This window comes from Rhodococcus sp. IEGM1428 (assembly GCF_050321865.1).
Lineage (GTDB): Bacteria > Actinomycetota > Actinomycetes > Mycobacteriales > Mycobacteriaceae > Rhodococcoides.
The window spans coordinates 608,438-629,678 of sequence record NZ_JBNQFW010000001.1 but is presented as its reverse complement, the minus strand read 5'-3'; the positions used below and the strand labels follow the sequence as shown (position 1 = coordinate 629,678).

1 protein-coding gene is annotated in these 21,241 nt (G+C 65.6%); it reads right to left on the bottom strand.

Going from position 1 to position 21,241, the window contains the following annotated elements; genetic code table 11:
• Positions 1 to 63 precede the first annotated feature (63 nt).
• On the bottom strand, positions 64 to 20,988 hold the full coding sequence (locus tag ACQR3T_RS03000; RefSeq protein ID WP_428692496.1) for a non-ribosomal peptide synthase/polyketide synthase: 20,925 nt from the start codon (positions 20,986 to 20,988) through the stop codon (positions 64 to 66).
• Between the last annotated feature and the right edge of the window lie 253 nt (positions 20,989 to 21,241).

Here is a 21,241-nt window from a genome sequence, read left to right as displayed (position 1 = left end):
CCGTGTCGTTCTCGTTGGCCCCGCGCGGTCGGCGGGGATACGTGCCGCCGGGATCGCCGCCGCTCACGATGACGCGATCACCGACTCCGCACGTTCGATCAACGATGCCAGAGCCGTGGTGAGCCCTTGTGCACCGAGGGCCGGAAGTATGCCGGGCACCAGAGCGGACAATGTCACCGTCATGAGCGCCTGCGGCTTCATGGCACCGCCCATCGTCGCCGACGTCTGCGCCACTCTGGTGTTCATCGCCGCGAACGTCACTCGCGTCGACTCGTGCTCGAACGCGATCTCGTCCGGTGCCACGGCCGCGGCCTGCGCCACCAACTCGGGCAGGTCGTCGATCGTATTCGGAGTGGCCTTGGGTGCGAACTCGGCCTTCTCGTCGTCGGTGAGAACGTCGATGGAGCCCACTGCCACCGTCGGATCGGCCGTGACCGCCTCGAGAATCTTCCCGAAGCGCTCGGCGAAGGTCGCGACACTCGCCTCGGTGAACAGCGCCGTGGCGTAGGTGAACGTCGCCTCGATCGCAGCGAGTGATCCCGCCTCGTCGAACGACTCGACCGCGGTCAACTGCAAGTCGAACTTCGCCTGGTCGTCGCCGGCGTCGAGCGCCTCGATGCGTAGTCCTGGCAGCTCGAACGTTCCGGTGGTGTGGTTCTGGAACGTCAGCATCACCTGGAACAACGGCGTGTACGCAGTGGACCTGGCCCGACCGAGCGCATCGACGAGCCGCTCGAACGGCACGTCCGCGTTGCCGAACGCAGCGAGATCGGTCTCCTTGGCCTGCTGCAGCAGATCCAGGAACGAATCGGCGCGCTGCACTCGGGTTCGCAGAACCAGGGTGTTGACGAACATGCCGACCAAGTCGTCCAGTTTCTGCTCACCGCGACCGGCGCTCGGCGTGCCGATGCTGATGTCGGTGGAGTTGCTCAGCCGCGAGAGCAGGACGGCGAACGCACTGTGGACCACCATGAACGTGGTGGCCGCGTGCTCGCGCGCGATCGCCTCGATGCGACCGGCGACATCCCGGCCGATGGTGAACCGATAGGCCGCGCCGTGCATCGACGGCCGAGCCGGACGCGGTGAATCCGTCGGCAGTTCGAGCACTTCCGGAGCACCGGACAGTCGCTCGGTCCAGTAGGACAGCTGTCGGGCGAGTGCGCTGTCCGGGTCGGCCTCGCTGCCGAGTACCTCGCGCTGCCAGATCGCGAAGTCGGCGTACTGGACGTCGAGCGGCTCCCACGTGGGCATGCCTCCGTCGACGCGTGCCGTGTAGGCCACCATCACGTCACGGATGAGCGGGCCCATGGAGAAACCGTCGGCAGAAATATGGTGCGCGACAACGGCCAGTACGTGCTCGTCCGCACCGATCTCGAGCAGAGCTGCACGGACCGGCACCGCCGTGGTGACGTCGAAGCCGGTTCCCAGTACTTCCATCAGGCGGGCAGGCAACGCGTCTCGGTCGACCTTCTCCGGGGTCAGGTCGACCCCGACGTCGGCGACCGATCCGATGAGTTGCATCGGACCGTCCGTGCCCTCCGGATACCGGGTCCGCAGAATCTCGTGTCGGGCCACCACGTCGTCGAACGCCGCCGCGAGAGCAGCTACGTCGAGCTCGCCGGTCAGTCGGACCGCCACCGGGATGTTGTACGCGGCGGACTCCGGATCGACTCGGTTGATCGTCCACATCCGGTCCTGGGCCACCGAGAGCGGCAGCACGTCAGGCCGCGCGACCGAGGTCAGCTCCCGACGGGCTCCCCCGCCGACGAGGGGTGCGATGTGAGCTGCAAGGCCCTCGACCGTCGACGCGGTGAACACTGCGCGCACCGGAACCTGCGCATCGAGCGCCTGTCCGAGACGGGACACCAACTGCGTTGCGATCAGCGAGTTGCCGCCGAGCGCGAAGAAATCGTCGTCTCGTCCGGCGCGGTCGAGGCCGAGCAGATCGACGACGGTCTGCGCGACGATCTCCTCGACGTGTCCCACCGGTGCCCGGAACTCGGCTGTCTCGAACTGCGGGTGCGGAAGTGCCGCGCGATCGAGCTTGCCGTTGGCGTTGAGCGGAAGCCGTTCGAGCACAACGAACGCGGCCGGGACCATGTACGACGGCAGTACGCGCGCCAGATCCTTCTCGGCCGCCGCCGTGTCGGGAGCCGATCCGTCGACACCCACCAGGTACGCGACCAACTGTTGACCGACCACCGAGTCCCGGTGGACCACCACGGTGGTCTCGGCGATCTGAGGCAGTGCGCGCACGGCGGCTTCGATCTCGCCGAGCTCGATCCGGAATCCCCGGATCTTGACCTGGAAGTCGACTCGGTCGACGTACTCGAGTCGTGCACTTTCGGCACCCTCGGAATCGCCGTCCGCCAGACGCCACCGCACCAGGTCTCCGGTGCGGTACATCCGCCCGCCGTCCACCGAGAACGGGTTCGCAACGAACCGTTCCGCAGTGAGATCCTCGCGGCCGAAGTACCCGCGTGCGAGCTGATCACCGGCGAGGTACAGCTCGCCCGTGATTCCCGCCGGAACCGGGTGCAGACGCGAATCGAGAACGTGGACAGCAGTGTTCGCTTCCGGCACACCGATGGGGACGACAACCGTGTCGGCATCGGTCACCGGGTGAGCCGTCACCGACACAGCGGCCTCGGTCGGCCCGTACAGGTTGTACAGCTCGGCGGTGTTCCGACGCCGGAAGTCCTGCGCCAGAGCAGCCGGAAGTGCCTCGCCGATGGCCAGCACACGACGCAAGGAGGGTCCGAGGGAACCGCCGGCGACAGTGGTCAGCATCGTCAACGTCGACGGCACCAGATGCAGCGTCGTCACCTCGTGCTCGCGGATTGCCGCCAGGAGATAATCCGGATCGCGATGCCCGTCGGGAGCCGCGATGACGACTCGTCCGCCCGACGTCGGCTGAGACCAGAACTCCCACACCGAGAGGTCGAACGTTGCCGCCGTCTTGAGCAGCGACGCGTCCGCGGTACCGAGGCCGTACTCCTCACGCATCCACTCGAGTTGATTGACGATGGCACCGTGGCTCACCGCGACGCCCTTGGGTCGACCGGTCGAACCGGAGGTGAAGATGACGTACGCGGTGTTCTCCGGGCGCAGCACCGACGTCCGCTCGTGCGGAGCCACCGGCTCGGCGGAATAGCCGGACAGGTCCAGCTGTGTGATGTCGACGGCCGTCGCGACCGAGGCGATCCCGTCCTCGTCTGCACCGTTCGCCGCGACGAGCACACACAGGGGTTCGGCCGTCTCGAGGACGAACGAGTTGCGCTCGAAAGGCTGATCCGGGTCGAGCGGAACATACGCACCGCCCGCGGCCGAGATCGCGTACATGCCGACGAGCAAATCGACGGAGCGCCGAATTGCAAGGCCCACACGCACTTCGGGTCCGACCCCCACAGAGATCAGATGACGCGCCAGCCGTGCAACGCGATCGGAGAACTCGCCGTAGGTGAGTGTGCCGTCGTCGTGGATCAGAGCCACGGCGCTGCGATCTCGCGCGGCCGATGCAGCGAACAGGTCGGTCAGCGTGCTCTCGGAGATGCTGCGATGCGTGTCGTTCCAGCGCGAGACGATGGTCTCGCGCTCGTCGCCGAGCAGGAGATCCAGATCGCCGATGGCGGTCGCAGGCGATGCGACGATTGCGGCCAACAGTTGCTGGAACCGATCGACCAGAGTCCGGGCGGTTCGCTCGTCGAACAGATCTGTGGCGTAGGTCAACATCGCCCCGAACCCGCCGAGCTCCCCGCTCTGCGAGTCGCTCGATCCGGGCGTATCGGTGACGATCAGGTGCAGATCGAACTGAGACGTCGTCGAGTCGGTGTCGAGTGCCGAGATGTCGAGACCGTCCAACTCGAAGCTGCGGCGCACGAAGTTCTGGAAGGAGAAGCCCACCTGGAACAGCGGATGCCGAGCCGTCGAACGTGCCGGATTCACCACCTCGACCAGACGCTCGAACGGAATGTCCGCATGGGCGAATGCCTGCAGGTCGGTCTCGCGAGCCGCTACCAGAAGGTCCTCGAAACTGGCATCGGCGCGCGCGTCGAGACGCAACACCAACGTGTTGACGAACATGCCGACGAGATTCTCGATCTCCGCTTCGCCGCGGCCTGCGATCGGAGTACCGACCACGATGTCCTGCGATCCGGAAATGCGAGCCAGCAGCGTCGCGAATGCTGCGTGCACGGCCATGAACACCGTGGCGTTGTGGGTACGCGCGAGTGCGACCAGAGCAGCCCGGACCTCGGCATCGATGTGGAAATCGATGCGGCTGCCGCGGAAGGTCTGCTCGGCAGGCCGTGGGTGATCCAACGGCAGATCAAGTTGCTCGGGAAGGTCGGCCAACGCGTCCGTCCAGTACCGAATCTGTTGCGCTGCGATCGAGTCGGCATCGCCGTCGTCGCCTAGTACCTCCCGCTGCCAGAGCGCGTAGTCGGCGTATTGGACGGCCAATGGAGACCACTGCGGATCGGATCGACGGGAACGCGCGGCGTACGCCGTCATCACGTCGGTCGAGAGGGGAACCGTGGACAACCCGTCGGCGCTGATGTGGTGGATGACCATTCCGAGCACGAACTCGGTGTCGGACACCCGAAAGAGTACCGCCTGCAACGGGATCGACGCGGTGACGTCGAAGGTGGTCGCCAACAGTTCACCGACGCGGGTAGCGACGGATTCGGCATCGGTGTCCACGACGGTCAGTGCTGTGCGCACCTCGGACATCGGCACGATTACCTGATGAGGCCCGTCCGGCGAGTCCGGGTACACCGAACGCAAGGTCTCGTGGCGTTCGATCACGTCGAGGACGGCCTGCTCGAGCGCGTCGACGTCGAGGTTGCCGCTCAACCGCATCGCGAACGGGATGTTGTAGGCCGTCGACGAGTTGTCGAACCGGTTGAGGAACCACATGCGCTGCTGCGCCAGCGACAACGGGACGAAGTCCGGTCGCGGTCGCGCCACCAGTGCAGGGCGCTCGGGCCCGGAGCTGCGTTCCACACGGTGCGCCAGCGACTCGACCGTCGATGCCTCGAACAACATCCGCACCGGCACGTTTCGGCCGAGAGCGGCACCGATCCGAGAGACCACCTGGGTTGCGACCAGCGAATTTCCACCGAGCTCGAAGAAGTCGTCGTCGAGTCCGACGCGATCCACTCCCAGCACACCGGCGAAGACACCGGCAACGATCTCCTCGATCGGCGTGGACGGCGAACGGAACTGCCGAAGCTGAGCTGCGGGCGCGGGAAGCGCGCGCCGGTCGAGCTTTCCGTTGACCGTCAACGGAATGGTGTCGAGTACGACGAACGCGGACGGCACCATGTAGTCGGGGAGGTTCTCGGCGACCGACGAGCGCAGGGTGTCGACATCCACGACAGCACCCGCAGCGGGCACCACGTATGCAACCAGTCGCGCCGAGCCCGGAGTGTCCTCGCGAGCGATCACGGCTGCCTGGCCCACGGTCGCCGCTGCGGCGACAGCGGATTCGACCTCGCCCAGCTCGATCCGGAATCCGCGGATCTTGACCTGATCGTCGGCTCGCCCGACGAACTCGAGTTCGCCCGAAGCGGACCACCGTGCGACATCGCCGGTGCGGTACAGCACCGATCCGTCCGCAGCGAACGGATCGGCCACGAAACGGGTGGCGCTCAATCCTGCTCGGCCGAGATATCCGCGCGCGACCTGGCCGCCCGAGACGTACATCTCACCGGGAACTCCGACCGGAAGAAGCCCGAGCCGAGAGTCGAGTACATAGACCGCGAGTCCTGAAATCGCCCGTCCCACCAGAGATCCCGAGGCGGACGCGGCCGAGGTCACATCGAGCTCGCGGTGCGACACGTGCACCGTGGTCTCGGTGATTCCGTACATGTTGACCAGTCGCGGACGACTGTCACCGTGCCTGGCGAACCAGCCGGACAGCCTGCGCAGCTCGAGTGCCTCGCCACCGAAGATCACGAACCGCAACGCGTAATCGGCCGCTGTGGCGGCGGTTCGATCGGCCTCGTCCAGCTGGTAGAAGGCCGACGGTGTCTGGTTGAGCACGGTGACCCGCTCGGAAACCAGCAACTCGCGCAGAGCTTCCGGTGACCGTGACGTGTAGTAGTCCACGACGACCACGGTGCCGCCGGTGGTGAGCGGCCCCCACAGCTCCCAGACCGAGAAGTCGAAAGCGAAGGAATGGAACAGCGTCCACACGTCCTCGGGACCGAAGTCGAACTCGCTCTGCGTGTTCGCAAGCAGGCGAACGACATTGCGATGCGGAATCACCACGCCCTTGGGCTTACCGGTGGACCCCGACGTGTAGATCACGTAGGCGACGTGTGCGTCGGAGCGCGGTGAACGCAGTTCGGTCGGTTCCAACGGCGCAGTGTCGACCGCGTCGTCGGACGAGTCGATCTCCACGCGCGGCAATGTCGTCGGTAGATCCACCTCGACCCCGGACCAGGTCAACAGGGCGGCAGGACGCGAGTCGGTCAGGACGAACTCGATGCGATCGGCCGGGTAGGACGGATCTATCGGGACGTAGCCGCCACCTGCTTTGAGCACGCCGAGCAAGCCGACGACGAGGTCGGTGGACCGCGGAAGAACTACGGCGACAAGGCTTTCCGGGCCCACTCCGACCGTCGACAGACGTCGGGCCAGTGCATTGGATGCCTCGTTGATCTGCCGGTAGGTCCAGGTGCGATCGCCGAACACCACGGCCACCGACTCGGGTGCCTCGGCGGCGCGAGCGGCGAACAGGTCCACCAGCGTCTCCGGCGTATCCGCGACGGCGGGTGCCGTACGGGCAAGCGCCAGAACGTGGTCGCGCTCGGCCGTGTCCATCAACTCGATGGTTCCCACCGGAGCGCCGTAGTTCTCGGCGACCGTGTCGAGGATGCGCAGCAACCGGGTACCGAAGCTGCGGGCGGTGTCCTCGTCGTAGAGGTCGCGAGCATAGGTGACGTCGAGTCGCGTGCTGCCGTCGGCATTGTCGGTGAACGTGAACTGCAGATCGAACTTGGCCGTGACGATGTCGAGGTCGAGTCCGCGCACGTGCAGTCCGGGCAGCTCGAGTTCGGTCTGCTCCATGTTCTGCACCGTCAGCATCACCTGGATCAACGGGTGTCGCGCGGCCGAACGAGCCGGATCGAGAGCCTCGACGAGACGCTCGAACGGAACGTCCGCGTGGCCGAAGGCCGACAGATCCGTTTCTCGGACATGTTCCAGCGCAGCGACGAACGACGAATCCAGCGCGAAGTCCGTGCGCAACACCAGGGTGTTGACGAACATGCCGATCACATCGTCCAGTGCCGCGTCGCCGCGGCCTGCGACCGGTGTACCGATCGCGATGTCCCGCTCACCCGACAGTCGTGCGAGCAGTACGGCAAGTGCGGTGTGCAGCACCATGAACAGAGACGACCGATGATCGCGAGCCAGATCCACCAGGCTCGCCCGGGTTGCAGCACCGACAGTGAGGACGACGTTTCCGCCGCGATACGACGCGGTGTCCGGGCGAGGCCGATCACCGGGGAACGTGATTTCGTCGGGCAGTCCGGACAGCGTGTGCGACCAGTGCCGAATCTGCGTCGCGATCGGCGACTGCGGGTCGTCCTCGGAACCGAGCTCGGCGAGCTGCCACAGGGTGTAGTCCACGTAGCGAACCGGCAGTGGCTCCCAGTTCGGCGCCACGCCGGAAGACCTGGCCCCGTAGGCGATCATCAGATCACGGGTCAACGGTCCCATCGAGTAGCCGTCGGCAGCGATGTGGTGGGTCACGAACGCCAGGACGTAACGGCCCTGTTCGATCTGCAGCAACGCTGCGCGCAGCGGCGGTACCGTCGCAACGTCGAATCCGCCCATGAACAGATCGGTGAGCGCACCGACGACCTCGGCCTCGGCGACCGAACGGGCGTGCAGTTCCGGCACGACCTGCGCGGCGTCGACGATGACCTGCGACGCAGTTCCGTCGACCTCGGGATACATCGTGCGCAACGACTCGTGCCGCTCGACGACGTCGGCGACGGCGGTAGCCAGGGCTTCGACGTCGAGCGTGCCGGTCAGCTCGATGGCCACCGGAAGGTTGTTCGTTGCGGCGTCGACGTCGAACTGGTTCAGGAACCACATTCGGCGTTGCGCGAGCGAGAGCGGGATTGTCTTGGGCAACTCGCTGCGCACCAACGACTTTCGTCCACCGGAACCGGTCTGCTCGTCGAGTCGGGCTGCGAGCGCAGACACCGTGGCGGCCTCGAAGATCGCGCGAACCGACACGGTGGTGTCGAGTGCGACGCCGATACGCGACGCCACTCTCGTCGCCACCAGCGAATTTCCACCGAGTGCGAAGAACTCGTCGTCCGCACCCACTCGGTCTACGCCCAGAATCTCGCGGAACACATCGGACACAACCATTTCCGTGGCCGTGCTCGGTGCTCTGAACTCGCGCTGAACGATCTCGGGATCCGGGAGCGATCGACGGTCGAGCTTGCCGCTCGGTGTGAGAGGCAGGGAATCGAGCACGACGAACGCCGCAGGAACCATGTACGAGATCAGTGAACCTGCGGCTGTCTCGGTCAACTCGGCCGGGTCGAGGGTCGACCCAGAAGTAGGCACGACGTACGCAACGAGCTGATCACCGGTCACCTCGCTCGAATGCACGAGCACCACAGCCGATCCGACACCGGGATGGCGCCGCAACACGGTTTCGATCTCGCCCAGTTCGATGCGCAGGCCGCGAAGCTTGACCTGGAAGTCGGTGCGGCCCAGGTATTCCAGAACCCCACCCGACCCGGTGGTGCCCGGACCGTTCTCGTCACGCCAGCGCACCAGGTCGCCGGTGCGATACATTCTGTCGCCGCGCTCGCCGTACGGGTCGGCGACAAAACGGTCGGCGGTCAGATCGGAACGGTCCAGATATCCGCGCGCCAACTGCACACCCGCGAGATAGAGCTCGCCTGCGACTCCGGGAGCCACCGGTCGCAAGCGTGAATCCAGCACGTACGTGTGGGTGTTCCACACCGGAGCACCGATCGGCACCACGTCGACGTCGGCCTCGGTCACCTCGTACGAGGTCACCTCGACCGCAGCCTCGGTCGGACCGTACAGATTGTGCAGAGTCGTGTTCGGCAACACGGCCCGCAGTCGAGCGCCCACGCCTGCGGACAGAGCCTCACCGGAGGCGAACACCATCCGCAGCGACTCGGCGCGCGAAACACCGTCCTCGCCGACGAACACCTCGAGCAGTGCAGGCACGAAATGAGCAGCGGTGATGGATCGTTCGACGATGAGATCGACGAGATACGTCGGGTCGCGGTGACCGTCCGGTTTCGCGATCACCAACGTCGCACCGATCTGCAACGGGAAGAACAGCTCCGGTACCGAGACGTCGAACGTCACCGGCGTCTTCTGCAGCATCACGTCGTCGGCCGTCAGAGGGAAGTGCTCTCGCATCCACGACAGACGGTTGACGATGGACATGTGTGTCACCGCAACGCCCTTGGGGGTACCGGTGGAACCCGAGGTGAAGATCACGTACGCGGCGTTCGACGGCAGCAGTGGAGCACGTCGATCCGCGTCACCGATCGGAGCGTCCGACACGTCGAGACCCGCGGCCGAATTCTCGGCGATGTCGAGAACCGGGACGTCCGAGCCGAAGGAGAACCCGTCGCGGTCGGTCGTCAGGATGCAGACCGGAGCCGCGGTGTCGAGGATGTGGCCCGTACGTTCGGCAGGCTGGTCCGGATCGATGGGGACGTAGGCACCGCCGGCCGTGACGATGGCATGAATGGCGACGAGCAGCTCGATCGACCGACGAGCGGCGACGGCAACCGATGTTTCCGGCCCGACTCCGCGAGAGATCAGCACGCGAGCGAGTCGGTTGACGCGACCAGAGAACTCCTCGTACGTCAGCGACTCACCCTCGAACACCAGAGCCGTTGCGTCCGGGGTCTTCTCGACCTGGGCCTCGAACAACGAGACCAAGGTCTGCGAGCGGTCGACGGGATGCTCGGTGTCGTTCCACTCACGAAGGACTCGGGTGCGTTCGCTGTCGTCGAGAAGCTCGATCTCGCCGACCACGGCCGCGGGATTCTCCGCGACCGAACCCAGGACGGTGACCAACCGCTCGCACAGAACGAGGACGGTGTCCTCGTCGAACAGATCCGTCGCGTAGGTGACGTCGACGACCATGCCCTGTGGGGCACCGGCCGGACCGATCTTCTCCACGAAGGTGAATTGGAGATCGAACAGCGAGACCACGGTTTCGAAGTCGACGGTGGACACCGACAGTCCCGGCAGTTCCAGGTCTTTCTGACCCAGGTTCTGGAACGCGAGAACCACCTGTACGAGGGGATGACGCGCCGTGGAACGGGCAGGGTTGAGGATCTCGACGAGCCGCTCGAACGGAACGTCGAGGTGAGCCAGCGCAGAGAGGTCGGTCTCTCGGGTGTCGGCGAGTACCTGGTCGAACCGCCGCGACGTATCGATCTCGGTGCGCAGGACCAGGGTGTTGACGAACATGCCGATCAGGTCGTCGAGAGCCGCCTCGCCGCGACCGGCGACCGGAGTGCCGATCGCGATGTCGGCTTCACCGGACAACCGCGACAGCAGTACCGCCAGCGAGGTGTGCACCACCATGAACAGCGAGGCGTTCTCGGCTCTCGCAGCGTCGATCAGGCCGCGATGCAGATCCTCGTCGATCGAGAAGCGCACCAGCGCACCGCTGTTCGACGCAACGGCGGGCCGCGGACGATCCGACGGCACATCCAACTGGTCGGGTAGACCGGCCAATGCCGTTGTCCAGTAGTCGATCTGCTGCGAGACGATGGAGGTGGGATCGCTCTCGGAACCGAGGACCTCGCGCTGCCAGAGGCTGTAGTCGGCGTAATCGACCGGAAGCGGAGACCAGTACGGTTCCTGGTTCATCGACCGCGCGGCATAGGCATTCATCACGTCACGAGTCAGCGGACCCAGTGAGAATCCGTCGGCCGCGATGTGATGGACGACGAATACGAGCAGGTGCTCGGTGGGACTGACCTCGAACAGCCTCGTCCGGAACGGCAGGTCCTTGGACAGGTCGAAGCCGGTGGTGGCCAGTTCGCGCATCGCGTCCGCCACGTCGTGTGCGGCTATGTCGACAGGCGTCAGGTCGGGGGTGGCCGACTGCGCGTCGACGATCACCTGATGTGCGGTGCCGTCCGTCTCGGGGAACACCGTGCGCAGGGATTCGTGCCGAGCAACGACGTCGGACACCGCGATCTGCATCGCGCGGCGGTCGAGCAGACCGGACAGGCGCACGGCGATCGGGATGTTGTTGGCAGCCGATTCCACGTCGAACTTGTTCAGGAACCACATGCGCTGCTGGGCCAACGACAGCGGTATGTGTTCCGGCCGCTCCTGCGGCACCAGTGGCGGGCGACTACCGGTGGCGACCAGCGTGCCCAACCGAGCGGCGAGGTCGGCCACTGTCGACGTGTCGAAGAGCTCCCGCACCGCGATGCGGGTATCCAGAGCGACGCCCAGCCTGGACACCAACTGTGTCGCGATGAGCGAGTTTCCGCCGAGATCGAAGAAGTCGTCGTCGAGACCGACCCGCTCGATACCCAGCACCTGAGCAAAGACGTCGGCGACGACACGTTCGATGTCGTTCGTCGGCTCCCGGTACTCGGTCACCTCGAAGGCAGGATCGGGCAACGTCTTTCGATCGAGCTTGCCGCTCGCGCCCAATGGGAACTCCGCGAGCACGATGAGAGTCGACGGCACCATGTATTCAGCCAGTCGTGCCCGAAGCGCGGCCAGTACGGCTCCGGTGTCCACCGAGGCACCGGACGGTACGACGTACCCGACGAGTTGTTCGCGGCGCACGACGACGACCGCCTGGGAGATCGAACGCTGTGCCAGCAGTGCCGATTCGATCTCGCCGAGTTCGATGCGCAGGCCGCGAAGCTTGACCTGGAAGTCGGAACGTCCGACGTATTCCAGTTCGCCGTGTCGGTTCCACCGCACGACGTCGCCGGTGCGGTAGAGACGAGCTCCGCCCGTAGCGAACGGATGCGCCACGAATCGATCCGCGGTCAGATCGGGGCGACCGACGTAGCCACGAGCCAACTGTGTACCCGCCAGATAGAGCTCACCCGCGACTCCGACGGGAGTGGGGTTCAGTCGCGAATCCAGCACGTACACCGCGGTGTTCCACACCGGAGCACCGATCGGCATGACATCCGAGTCTTCGTCCGTCACAGCGTGATACGTCACGTCGACCGCGGCCTCCGTCGGACCGTACAGGTTGTGCAGCGCCACTCCCCCGATCGCGCGGCGCAGTGCCCGGGCAGTGGTGGGAGCCAGAGCCTCACCGGATGCGAACACCAGCCGCAGCGTGGCACCCGACGTCCTGCGCCGTTCCACCTCAGGAACGAAGACGGACATCATGGAGGGCACGAAGTGCACCACCGAGACATGCTCGCGTGCAATGACATCGAGCAGGTACAACGCGTCTCGGTGACCGTCCGGGACGGCGATGGCCACGGACGCGCCGTTCTGCAGGGCCCAGAAGAACTCCCACACCGACACGTCGAAGGTCGACGGAGTCTTCTGCAGCACCACGTCGTCGACATTCAACCGGTACTCGTGCTGCATCCACAGCAGGCGGTTGACAATCGCTTCGTGCGACACCCCGACGCCCTTGGGTCGGCCTGTCGATCCGGACGTGAAGATCACGTAGGCGGTGTTCGAGGGTCGTAGCGGGGCGATTCGATCGGCATCGGTCAGCGGAGCCGACGACAACGTCGACACGTCGAGCGTGTCGATGTCGATCGTTTCGACTCCGGCGAACTCCACGTGATCGCGCGTGATGGACAGCACTCGGATCGGTGCCGCCGTGGCGACGATGTACTCGTTGCGGTCGGCCGGCTGCTTCGGGTCGATCGGAACGTAACCAGCCCCCGCCTTGACGATCGCATACATACCGACGAACAGGTCGAGGCTTCGACCGACAGCGAGTCCGACGAGGGAGTCGGGCCCGACTCCGATCGACACCAGATGGCGCGCAAGGCGATTGGCTCTCGCGGCGAACTCCGCATACGTCAGCCGCTCGCCCTCGAACACCAGCGCCGGTGCATCGGGAGTCTCGGCGACCTGACGGTCGAACAGGTCGACCAGCGTCACCTGCTTCGGCACGTCGTGTTCGGTGTGGTTCCACGCCGTCACGACTCGCGCGCGCTCACCGTCGTCGAGAAGATCGATGTCTCCCACCGACACCGACGGATCGGCCACCACCGCGGTGAGCATCCGCACGAAACGATCGGAGAAGCCGCGCACCGTCTCGGCATCGAACAGGTCGGTCGCGTAGGTCAACTCGGCGGCCATGCCCTGTCCGCGCCCGTCCACTCCGATCGACTCGGTGACGGTCAGCTGGAGGTCGAACTTCGCCACCTCGGCGTCGAGTGCAACGCTGTCCACCGATAGACCCGGCAGGTCCACGTGCGTACGGGTGAGGTTCTCGAACGAGAGCATCACCTGGAAGAGCGGGTGCCGCGCCTGCGAACGCGACGGATTCAGCACCTCGACCAAGCGCTCGAACGGAAGATCGGCGTGCCCGAACGCACCGAGCGCCACTTCCCTCGCGCGCCCGATCTGCTCCGAGAACGTGCGACCCGCTTCGATATCGGTACGCAGTACGAGCGTGTTGACGAACATGCCGACCACGTCGTCGAGGGCTGCGTCGCCGCGACCGGCGACCGGGGTGCCGATCGCAATGTCCTCGGTGCCCGAGAGGCGCGCGAGCAACACTGCCAGAGCAGCGTGGACGACCATGAACAGGGACGCGTTGTGCGTATGGGCCAGCGCAGAGAGGCCGCGATGGACCTCGGCCGGCACCTCGAAGCGGATCGACGAGCCCTGGTAGGACTGGCGATTCGGGCGAGGCCGGTCGGTCGGCAGATCGAGCTGATCCGGCAACCCGGCCAGCATCTGAGCCCAGTACTCGACCTGGCCGGAGATCAGCGATTGCGGATCGTCCTCGGATCCGAGAACCGAGCGCTGCCACAGGCTGTAATCGGCGTACTGCACCTCCAACGGCATCCACGCCGGGTTCTCCCAGGCAGTGCGCGAGGCATACGCGATCATGATGTCGCGCGCCAGCGGGCCCATGGACCATCCGTCGGCCGAAATGTGGTGCACCACCATGGCGATGACGTGTTCGCGCGGGCCGATCTCGAACAGTCGGGCCTGAATCGGAACATTGACGGTCACGTCGAACGTCGTCGAAGCCAACGTGAAAACCTGCCGCTGGATGTCGACCGCAGACGTCGGAATGGGCATCAGGTTCGGCACCGTCTGAGCGGCGTCGAGAATGGACTGTTGTGGGCCGTGGGCGGTATCGGGATACACCGTGCGCAGCGACTCGTGCCGGTCGATCACGTCCATGATCGCAACCTGCAGTGCCGCGACATCGAGCTCGCCGGTCAACTTCAACGCGAACGGAATGTTGTACGCGGTGGAATCTGCGTCGAACCGGTTGAGGAACCACATTCGCTGCTGCGCCAGCGACAGCGGAATTCGCTCCGGCCGCACCGCCGCGACCAGCGCGGTGCGTCCACCTTCGCCCGCTGCTTGCTCGACCCGCACCGCGAGCAGGGCGACGGTCGAGGCTTCGAACAACATGCGCACCGGCACAGTGGCATCGAGCGCCACTCCCAATCGTGAGACCACCTGGGTGGCGATCAACGAGTTGCCGCCGAGCTCGAAGAAGTCGTCGTCGAGCCCCACCCGCTCGACCCCGAGCACGTCTGCGAAGACGTCGGCGACGATCTCCTCGATCGGGGTGGTCGGAGCGCGGAACTCGCGTACCTCGAACACCGGTGCCGGCAGTGCCCGGCGATCGAGCTTGCCGTTGACCGTCAACGGAATGGCGTCCAGCACAACGAAAGCGGACGGCACCATGTATTCCGGAAGAGCTGCAGCGATACCGGCCCTGAGGTCTTCGATGTCGACGATCGGGCGGCCCTCGACTGCCGCGGAGACCACGTACGCCACCAGACGCGCCGCACCCGGCGAATCCTCACGAACGACGACGGCCGCCTGGGTGACCGTCGGCTGCGCTGTCACTGCAGCCTCGACCTCGCCCAGCTCGATGCGGAATCCGCGCACCTTGACCTGATCGTCCGAGCGTCCGAGGTACTCGAGTTCTCCCCCGGCGTTCCATTGCGCGAGGTCACCCGTTCGGTACAGCAGCGACCCATCCTCGGACCCCGAGGCGAACGGGTTCGCCACGAAGCGGGTCGATGTCAGCGCTCGGCGACCCAGGTAACCGCGGGCGAGTTGTCCACCGCCGACGTACATTTCGCCGGGAACACCCACCGGAACCGGATGCAGTCGGGTATCGAGCACGAACACGCGCAGACCGGCGATCGGCTTGCCGACCACCGATGCACTGGTCCCCACGGACGCAGAACCGAGCTCACGGTACGACACGTGGACGGTGGTCTCGGTGATGCCGTACATGTTGATCAGCCGCGGCGCAGTGTCCCCGTGCCGCTCGAACCACCCGGTGAGTCGGCGCTGTTCGAGTGCTTCACCGCCGAAGATCACATACCGCAGTGACAGCTCACCGCCGTCGGTCACCGCGACGCGATCGGCCTCGGAGAGCTGATAGAACGCCGATGGCGTCTGGTTGAGCACCGTCACCCGCTCGTCGACGAGCAGTCGGTGGAATGCCTCGGGCGATCGCGAGGTGAAGTAGTCCACGACCACCAACGTGCCGCCGTAGAGCAACGGACCCCACAGCTCCCAGACCGAGAAGTCGAATGCGTAGGAGTGGAACATGGTCCACACGTCGTCGGCACCGAAGCTGTAGACCGAATCGGTGTTGGCGAGCAGCCGAACCACGTTGCGATGCGGCACCATCACGCCCTTGGGGCGACCGGTCGAGCCCGAGGTGTAGATGACGTAGGCGACGTTGTCGGGACGCAAGGGACGCGTCCGTTCGTCGTCGGTGACGACGCCGTCCGCCATCGACGCGAGATCGACGGTGTCCATGTCGAGCAACGTTGCGCCGGTGTGTGATTCGACATCCACCGGCAACTCGACGCCTTCGGCACCGGAGTACAGCACGGTGGTGGGTCGAGCATCGTCGAGCATGTACTCGACGCGGTCGAGCGGGTAGCTCGGATCCACCGGAAGATAACCGCCGCCGGCCTTGACGACCGCCACGAGGGCGACGATGAGCTCTGCCGACCTCGGCAGGGCGACGGCGACCAGGCTCTCGGGGCCGACGCCATGGGAGATCAGAACTCGGGCAAGACGATTGGTGCGGGCATCGAACTCGGCGTACGTCATAGACGTGCCGCCGAAGCGCACCGCGACGGCGTTCGGCTTCTCGGACGCCGCTGCGTCCAGGAGGTCGACCAGTGTGACCTCGCGAGAGACGTCGACTCCCGACGCGTTCCATTGCGATGCCACGCATTCGTACTCCGCGGCATCGACGATGTCGACGTCACCGACAGGAACCGTCGGGTCGATGGTGACAGCGTCCAGAATGTCGAGGAATCGGCGCGCGAAACTGTCGACGAGTTCTGCGTCGAAGAGATCTGTGGCGTATTCGAACACCGCGTCGATGCCCGCGGGCACTCCGTCGTCGAGGTGCTCGGTCAGCCACAGCTGGACGTCGAATTTAGCGATGGGAACATCGAATTCGGCGGCTTCCGCGCGGAGTCCACCGACTGTGAGCTCGCGCGACATCGCAGATTCCAACGAGATCGCAACCTGGAACAACGGATGCCTCGACGTCGAGCGCACCGGATTGAGCACCTCGACGAGTCGCTCGAACGGCACATCGGCATGGGCGTATGCAGACAGGTCGGTGTCGCGGACTCGTTCGAGCAGTTCCTCGAACGTCAATGCGGGATCGACGTCGGTGCGCAACACCAGGGTGTTGACGAACATGCCGACCAGGTCGTCGAGTGCGGGCTCGCCGCGGCCCGCAACCGGCGCTCCGATGGCGATGTCGGTGGTGCCGCTCAGTCGGGCGAGCAGCAGCGCGTACGCGGCCTGCATCACCATGAACAGCGAGGCGTTGTTCGCGCGCGCCAGGTGTGCCAACGAGGCGTGCAGCCCCGCCGGAACGTCGACGCGCAGCTTGCTGCCGGCGTTCGAGGACACCGCAGGGCGCGGCCTGCTCGACGGCAGGGCCAGCTGATCGGGCAGATCCTCGAGAGTCGCACTCCAGTAGGCGATTTCACGGGAGGCCATCGACAGCGGATCGGTCTCGGGGCCCAGCACAGCCCGCTGCCACAACGCATAGTCCGCGTACTGGACCTCGAGCGGCGTCCATTCCGGTGCGCGCCCGTTGATCCGGCTCGCGTATGCCACGAGCACGTCCCGTGCGAGCGGACCGAACGACGCGCCGTCGGCGGCGATGTGGTGCAGCACCATGGCGAGTTCGTGCTCGGTCGGTGAGATCTCGAAGAGCGCGATTCGGAAGGGTGTGTCGACCGTGACGTCGAAGCCCTTTCCGACCAGTTCGTGCAGGCGGCCGCCCAGGTCGCGGCGGTCGATGCGCACCGGCAGGATCGTTGCCGGGGTGCGAGCTGCCTCGAGCACGACCTGCTCGGGTGAGCCGTCCACCTCGGGGTAGACGGTCCGTAGCGTCTCGTGTCGATCGACGACGTCGGCGAATGCAGCCGACAGGGCGACCACGTCGAGAGGGCCGGTCAGACGGACGGAGAACGGCAGGTTGTACACCGCAGTGGTGGGGTCGAAACGGTTGAGGAACCACATGCGCTGCTGCGCAGGCGAAAGCGGGATGCGCTCGGGCCGTTCCTTGGCCTCCAGCACCGGTACGTCCGCGCCGAGCCGAGCCGCCGATTCCGCCCTGGCCGCGAGCGCGCCGACGGTGGGCGCCTCGAACAGTTCCCGGACGCCGAGCCGCACTCCCAGTGCACTGCCCACTCGGGTCACCAACTGAGTAGCGATCAGCGAGTTGCCACCGAGCTCGAAGAAGTCTTCGTCCAGACCGACCTTGGAGGCCCCGAGAAGATCCTCGTAGATGCCCGCCACCACGTAGTCCGCACGGCTCTTCGGTGCCCGATACTTCTTCGCGCTGCTGAACACGGGTTCCGGCAACGCTTTTCGATCCAGCTTTCCGCTGGTGTTCAGCGGGAGAGCATCGAGGACCACCACCGCCGCCGGCACCATGTACGACGGCAACGCGTGTCCTGCGAATTCGATCGCCGCTGCGGATTCGATGGATCGCCCCGGAGCCGCGACGACATAGGCCACCAACTGGTCGCCGGTGACCGTCTGAGCCACCAGAGTCACTGCCTGCGAGATGGATTCGTGGGACAGCAGAACCGTCTCGATCTCGCCGAGCTCGATGCGCTGGCCGCGGAACTTCACCTGGAAATCGGTGCGTCCTATGTAATCCAGAACTCCGTCACTACGCCAGCGCACGAGGTCGCCGGTGCGGTACATCCGGTCGCCGCCGACGCCGAACGGATTGGCCACGAAGCGATCCGAACTCAGATCCGGCCGGCCCACGTACCCGCGCGCGAGCTGCACTCCGGAGAGGTAGAGCTCACCCGACTCGCCGATCGGTGTGGGGCGCAAGCGACTGTCGAGAACGAACGCCTTCGTGTTCCATTCGGGCACACCGATAGGAACTGTCCGACTGTCCTGCGGGCCGCTGGGGTAGTACGTCACGGAGACGGCAGCCTCGGTGGGGCCGTAGAGATTGTGCAGTCCCGCAGGGGATATCGCCCGGAACGACGCGGCGGTCTCGACCGGCAGCGCCTCACCGATCACGAACACGTGTCGCAGCGAACTGCACGTGTGCACCGGCGCATTGGCGACGAACACCGTCAACATGGACGGCACGAAATCGGTGACGGTGACCCGGTGTTCGGCAATCTTGTTGGCCACGTACACCGAATCGCGATGCCCGTCGGGTGTCGCGAGCACCATCGTCGCGCCGACCCGCAACGGAAGGAAGAACCCCCAGAGCGAGACGTCGAAGGTGGTGGCCGTCTTCTGCAGATAGACGTCGGAGGCGTCCATCGGGTACTCCGCGAGCATCCACTCCATCTGGTTGTGGATCGCCCGATGCTCGACCGCCACGCCCTTCGGTCTTCCGGTCGAGCCGGACGTGTAGATCACGTATGCGGTGTTCGAAAGACGCAGTGGCGCTGTACGTTCGGCGTCGCGGATCGGCGCGGTGGACCGCGAGGCGTAGTCGAGGAGATCGACTGCCACCGTCTCGGTTCCCTCGGGCAGGGCAACGTCGTCGGACGAGGAGATCAACACACAGCGCGGCTGCGCGGAGTCCAGGATGTACGCCGTGCGCTCGGCGGGGTGGTCGGGATCGATCGGCACCCAGGCACCACCGGCCGCCACGACGGCATACATGCCGACGACGAGGTCGAACGAACGACGGATCGAGAGTCCGACGAGCGTCTCGGGGCCTACGCCCATCTCGATCAGGTGTCGAGCGAGCACATTCACTCGCGCCGAGAGATCGCCGTAGGTGAGCGCCTCGCCCTCGTACACCAGCGCTGTTGCGCGGGGGTTCGCTGCAGCTGCCGCTTCGAAGGCCGACAGTAGCGTGCGCGGGTCGGTTTCGTGATCGGTGGCGTTCCATTGCGCCACGACCAACTCACGCTCGTCACCGTCCGTCAGCGCGAGATCCCACACCCGATCCGTCGGAGCCGACGCCACGAACCGACCGATGAAATCGACGAACCGTTCGTGGTTTCGCCCGGACTGCTCCGACCCGTACAAATTGGGGTTGGACTCGAAGTCGATGTGGGTCGAGGAACCGGCGACGCTCGTGTACAGGTTGAGCCCGAAATCCTCGATCAGGCCGGTGGAGAGAATGTTGATGCCGCCGACCATCGAACCCAGGCGTACCTCGCCGAAGAACAGCATGATGTTGACCCACGGGCCGAAGAACGATGCCTGACCGCTGGCACCGCCTGCGTCACGGCGGATGTCCTCGTGCCGGTATCGCTGGTGCCGCAGGGCTCCGGAGACCTCGGCGTTGACGCGTGCGAGAAGGGTTTCGACGGTGGTGTCGCCTGCGACATCGAGCCGCAGCGGCACGACGTTGGAGACCATTCCGCCGGAGCGGCGAAGGACCGCGGTGGTACGCGCGGTCACCGGGAGCGAGAGCACGACGTCCTCGCGGCCGGTCATCTGAGCGAGGTAGGCGGCGAAAGCACCGATGACGATGGTGGCCATCGTCGTGTCGGTCCGGGCGCGCAGGGCCTCGAGCCGTTCCATGGTCTCGGCGGACAGAGCTGTGCTGTCGATCTGACTCTTCGCCGCGGGCGGGGCCGTGTGACCGGCCAGGGTGGTGACCCCGTCGATGCCCTCGATGCGCGACGCCCAGTACTCGCGGTCGGCCTCGAAGCGGGTCGAGTCTCGGTAGGCCACGTCGATGTCGTAGACCTTGGTCAGATCCGACGCCAGATTCTTGGTCGGCTCGATGCCGTCCACTTCTGCCGTGTACAGCTCCGCCGCGCGGTTCATGAAGGTGACGGCACCGAAACCGTCGAGCACCACGTGGTGAACGCGCTCGTACCAGAACCACACATCGTCGTCCAGGCGCAGAACGGTGGCGGCGATCAACCGGTCTCGGAGGATGTCGATGGGCGCGCTGTAGTCGTCGTGCATCCACTTCAGAGCCGCCGCGCGCGGGTCGGCTTCACCGCGCAGATCCAAGCAGTTCAGGGAGTCGTCGAGAGTGGGGTCGACGGTCTGCCGAGGCTCGGCATCGATCTCGAGGAGACGCACGAATCCGGACTGCAGCTCGAGCGCGGCCTGGGACGAAGCCCGGCGGAGTAGCTCCACATCGAGATCACCGTGCAGCTCGATGTACTGGGCGATGTTCGCGGGTACCGCAGGGTCCACGTGCTGCGCGAACCACATTCCCAATTGGGCCGGTGACAGGGGGAACGACGAATGCTCAGGACTGGCGACTCCGTCGTCGTGTCCAGCACCGTCCACACCTAGCGGGTCCAATCGATGCCTCTCTTTCCCACAATCACACGCGCCCCCACCGGCTGCTGAACCAGCAGCGATCGGTGGGCACCGAACACGTCGAGCAAGTTGCTTACTTCGTTCTCTATTTTCTCACCGGCGACAACTCGAAGTTACCTTTCAGTACATATCCGTACGTATGTACAGGACCGTTACAAGTCGGTACCCGTTTCGGGCTCACCCGACACACTCCGACTCGATTCGGCACCCGGTCAATCTACAGTGCCGACCGAGG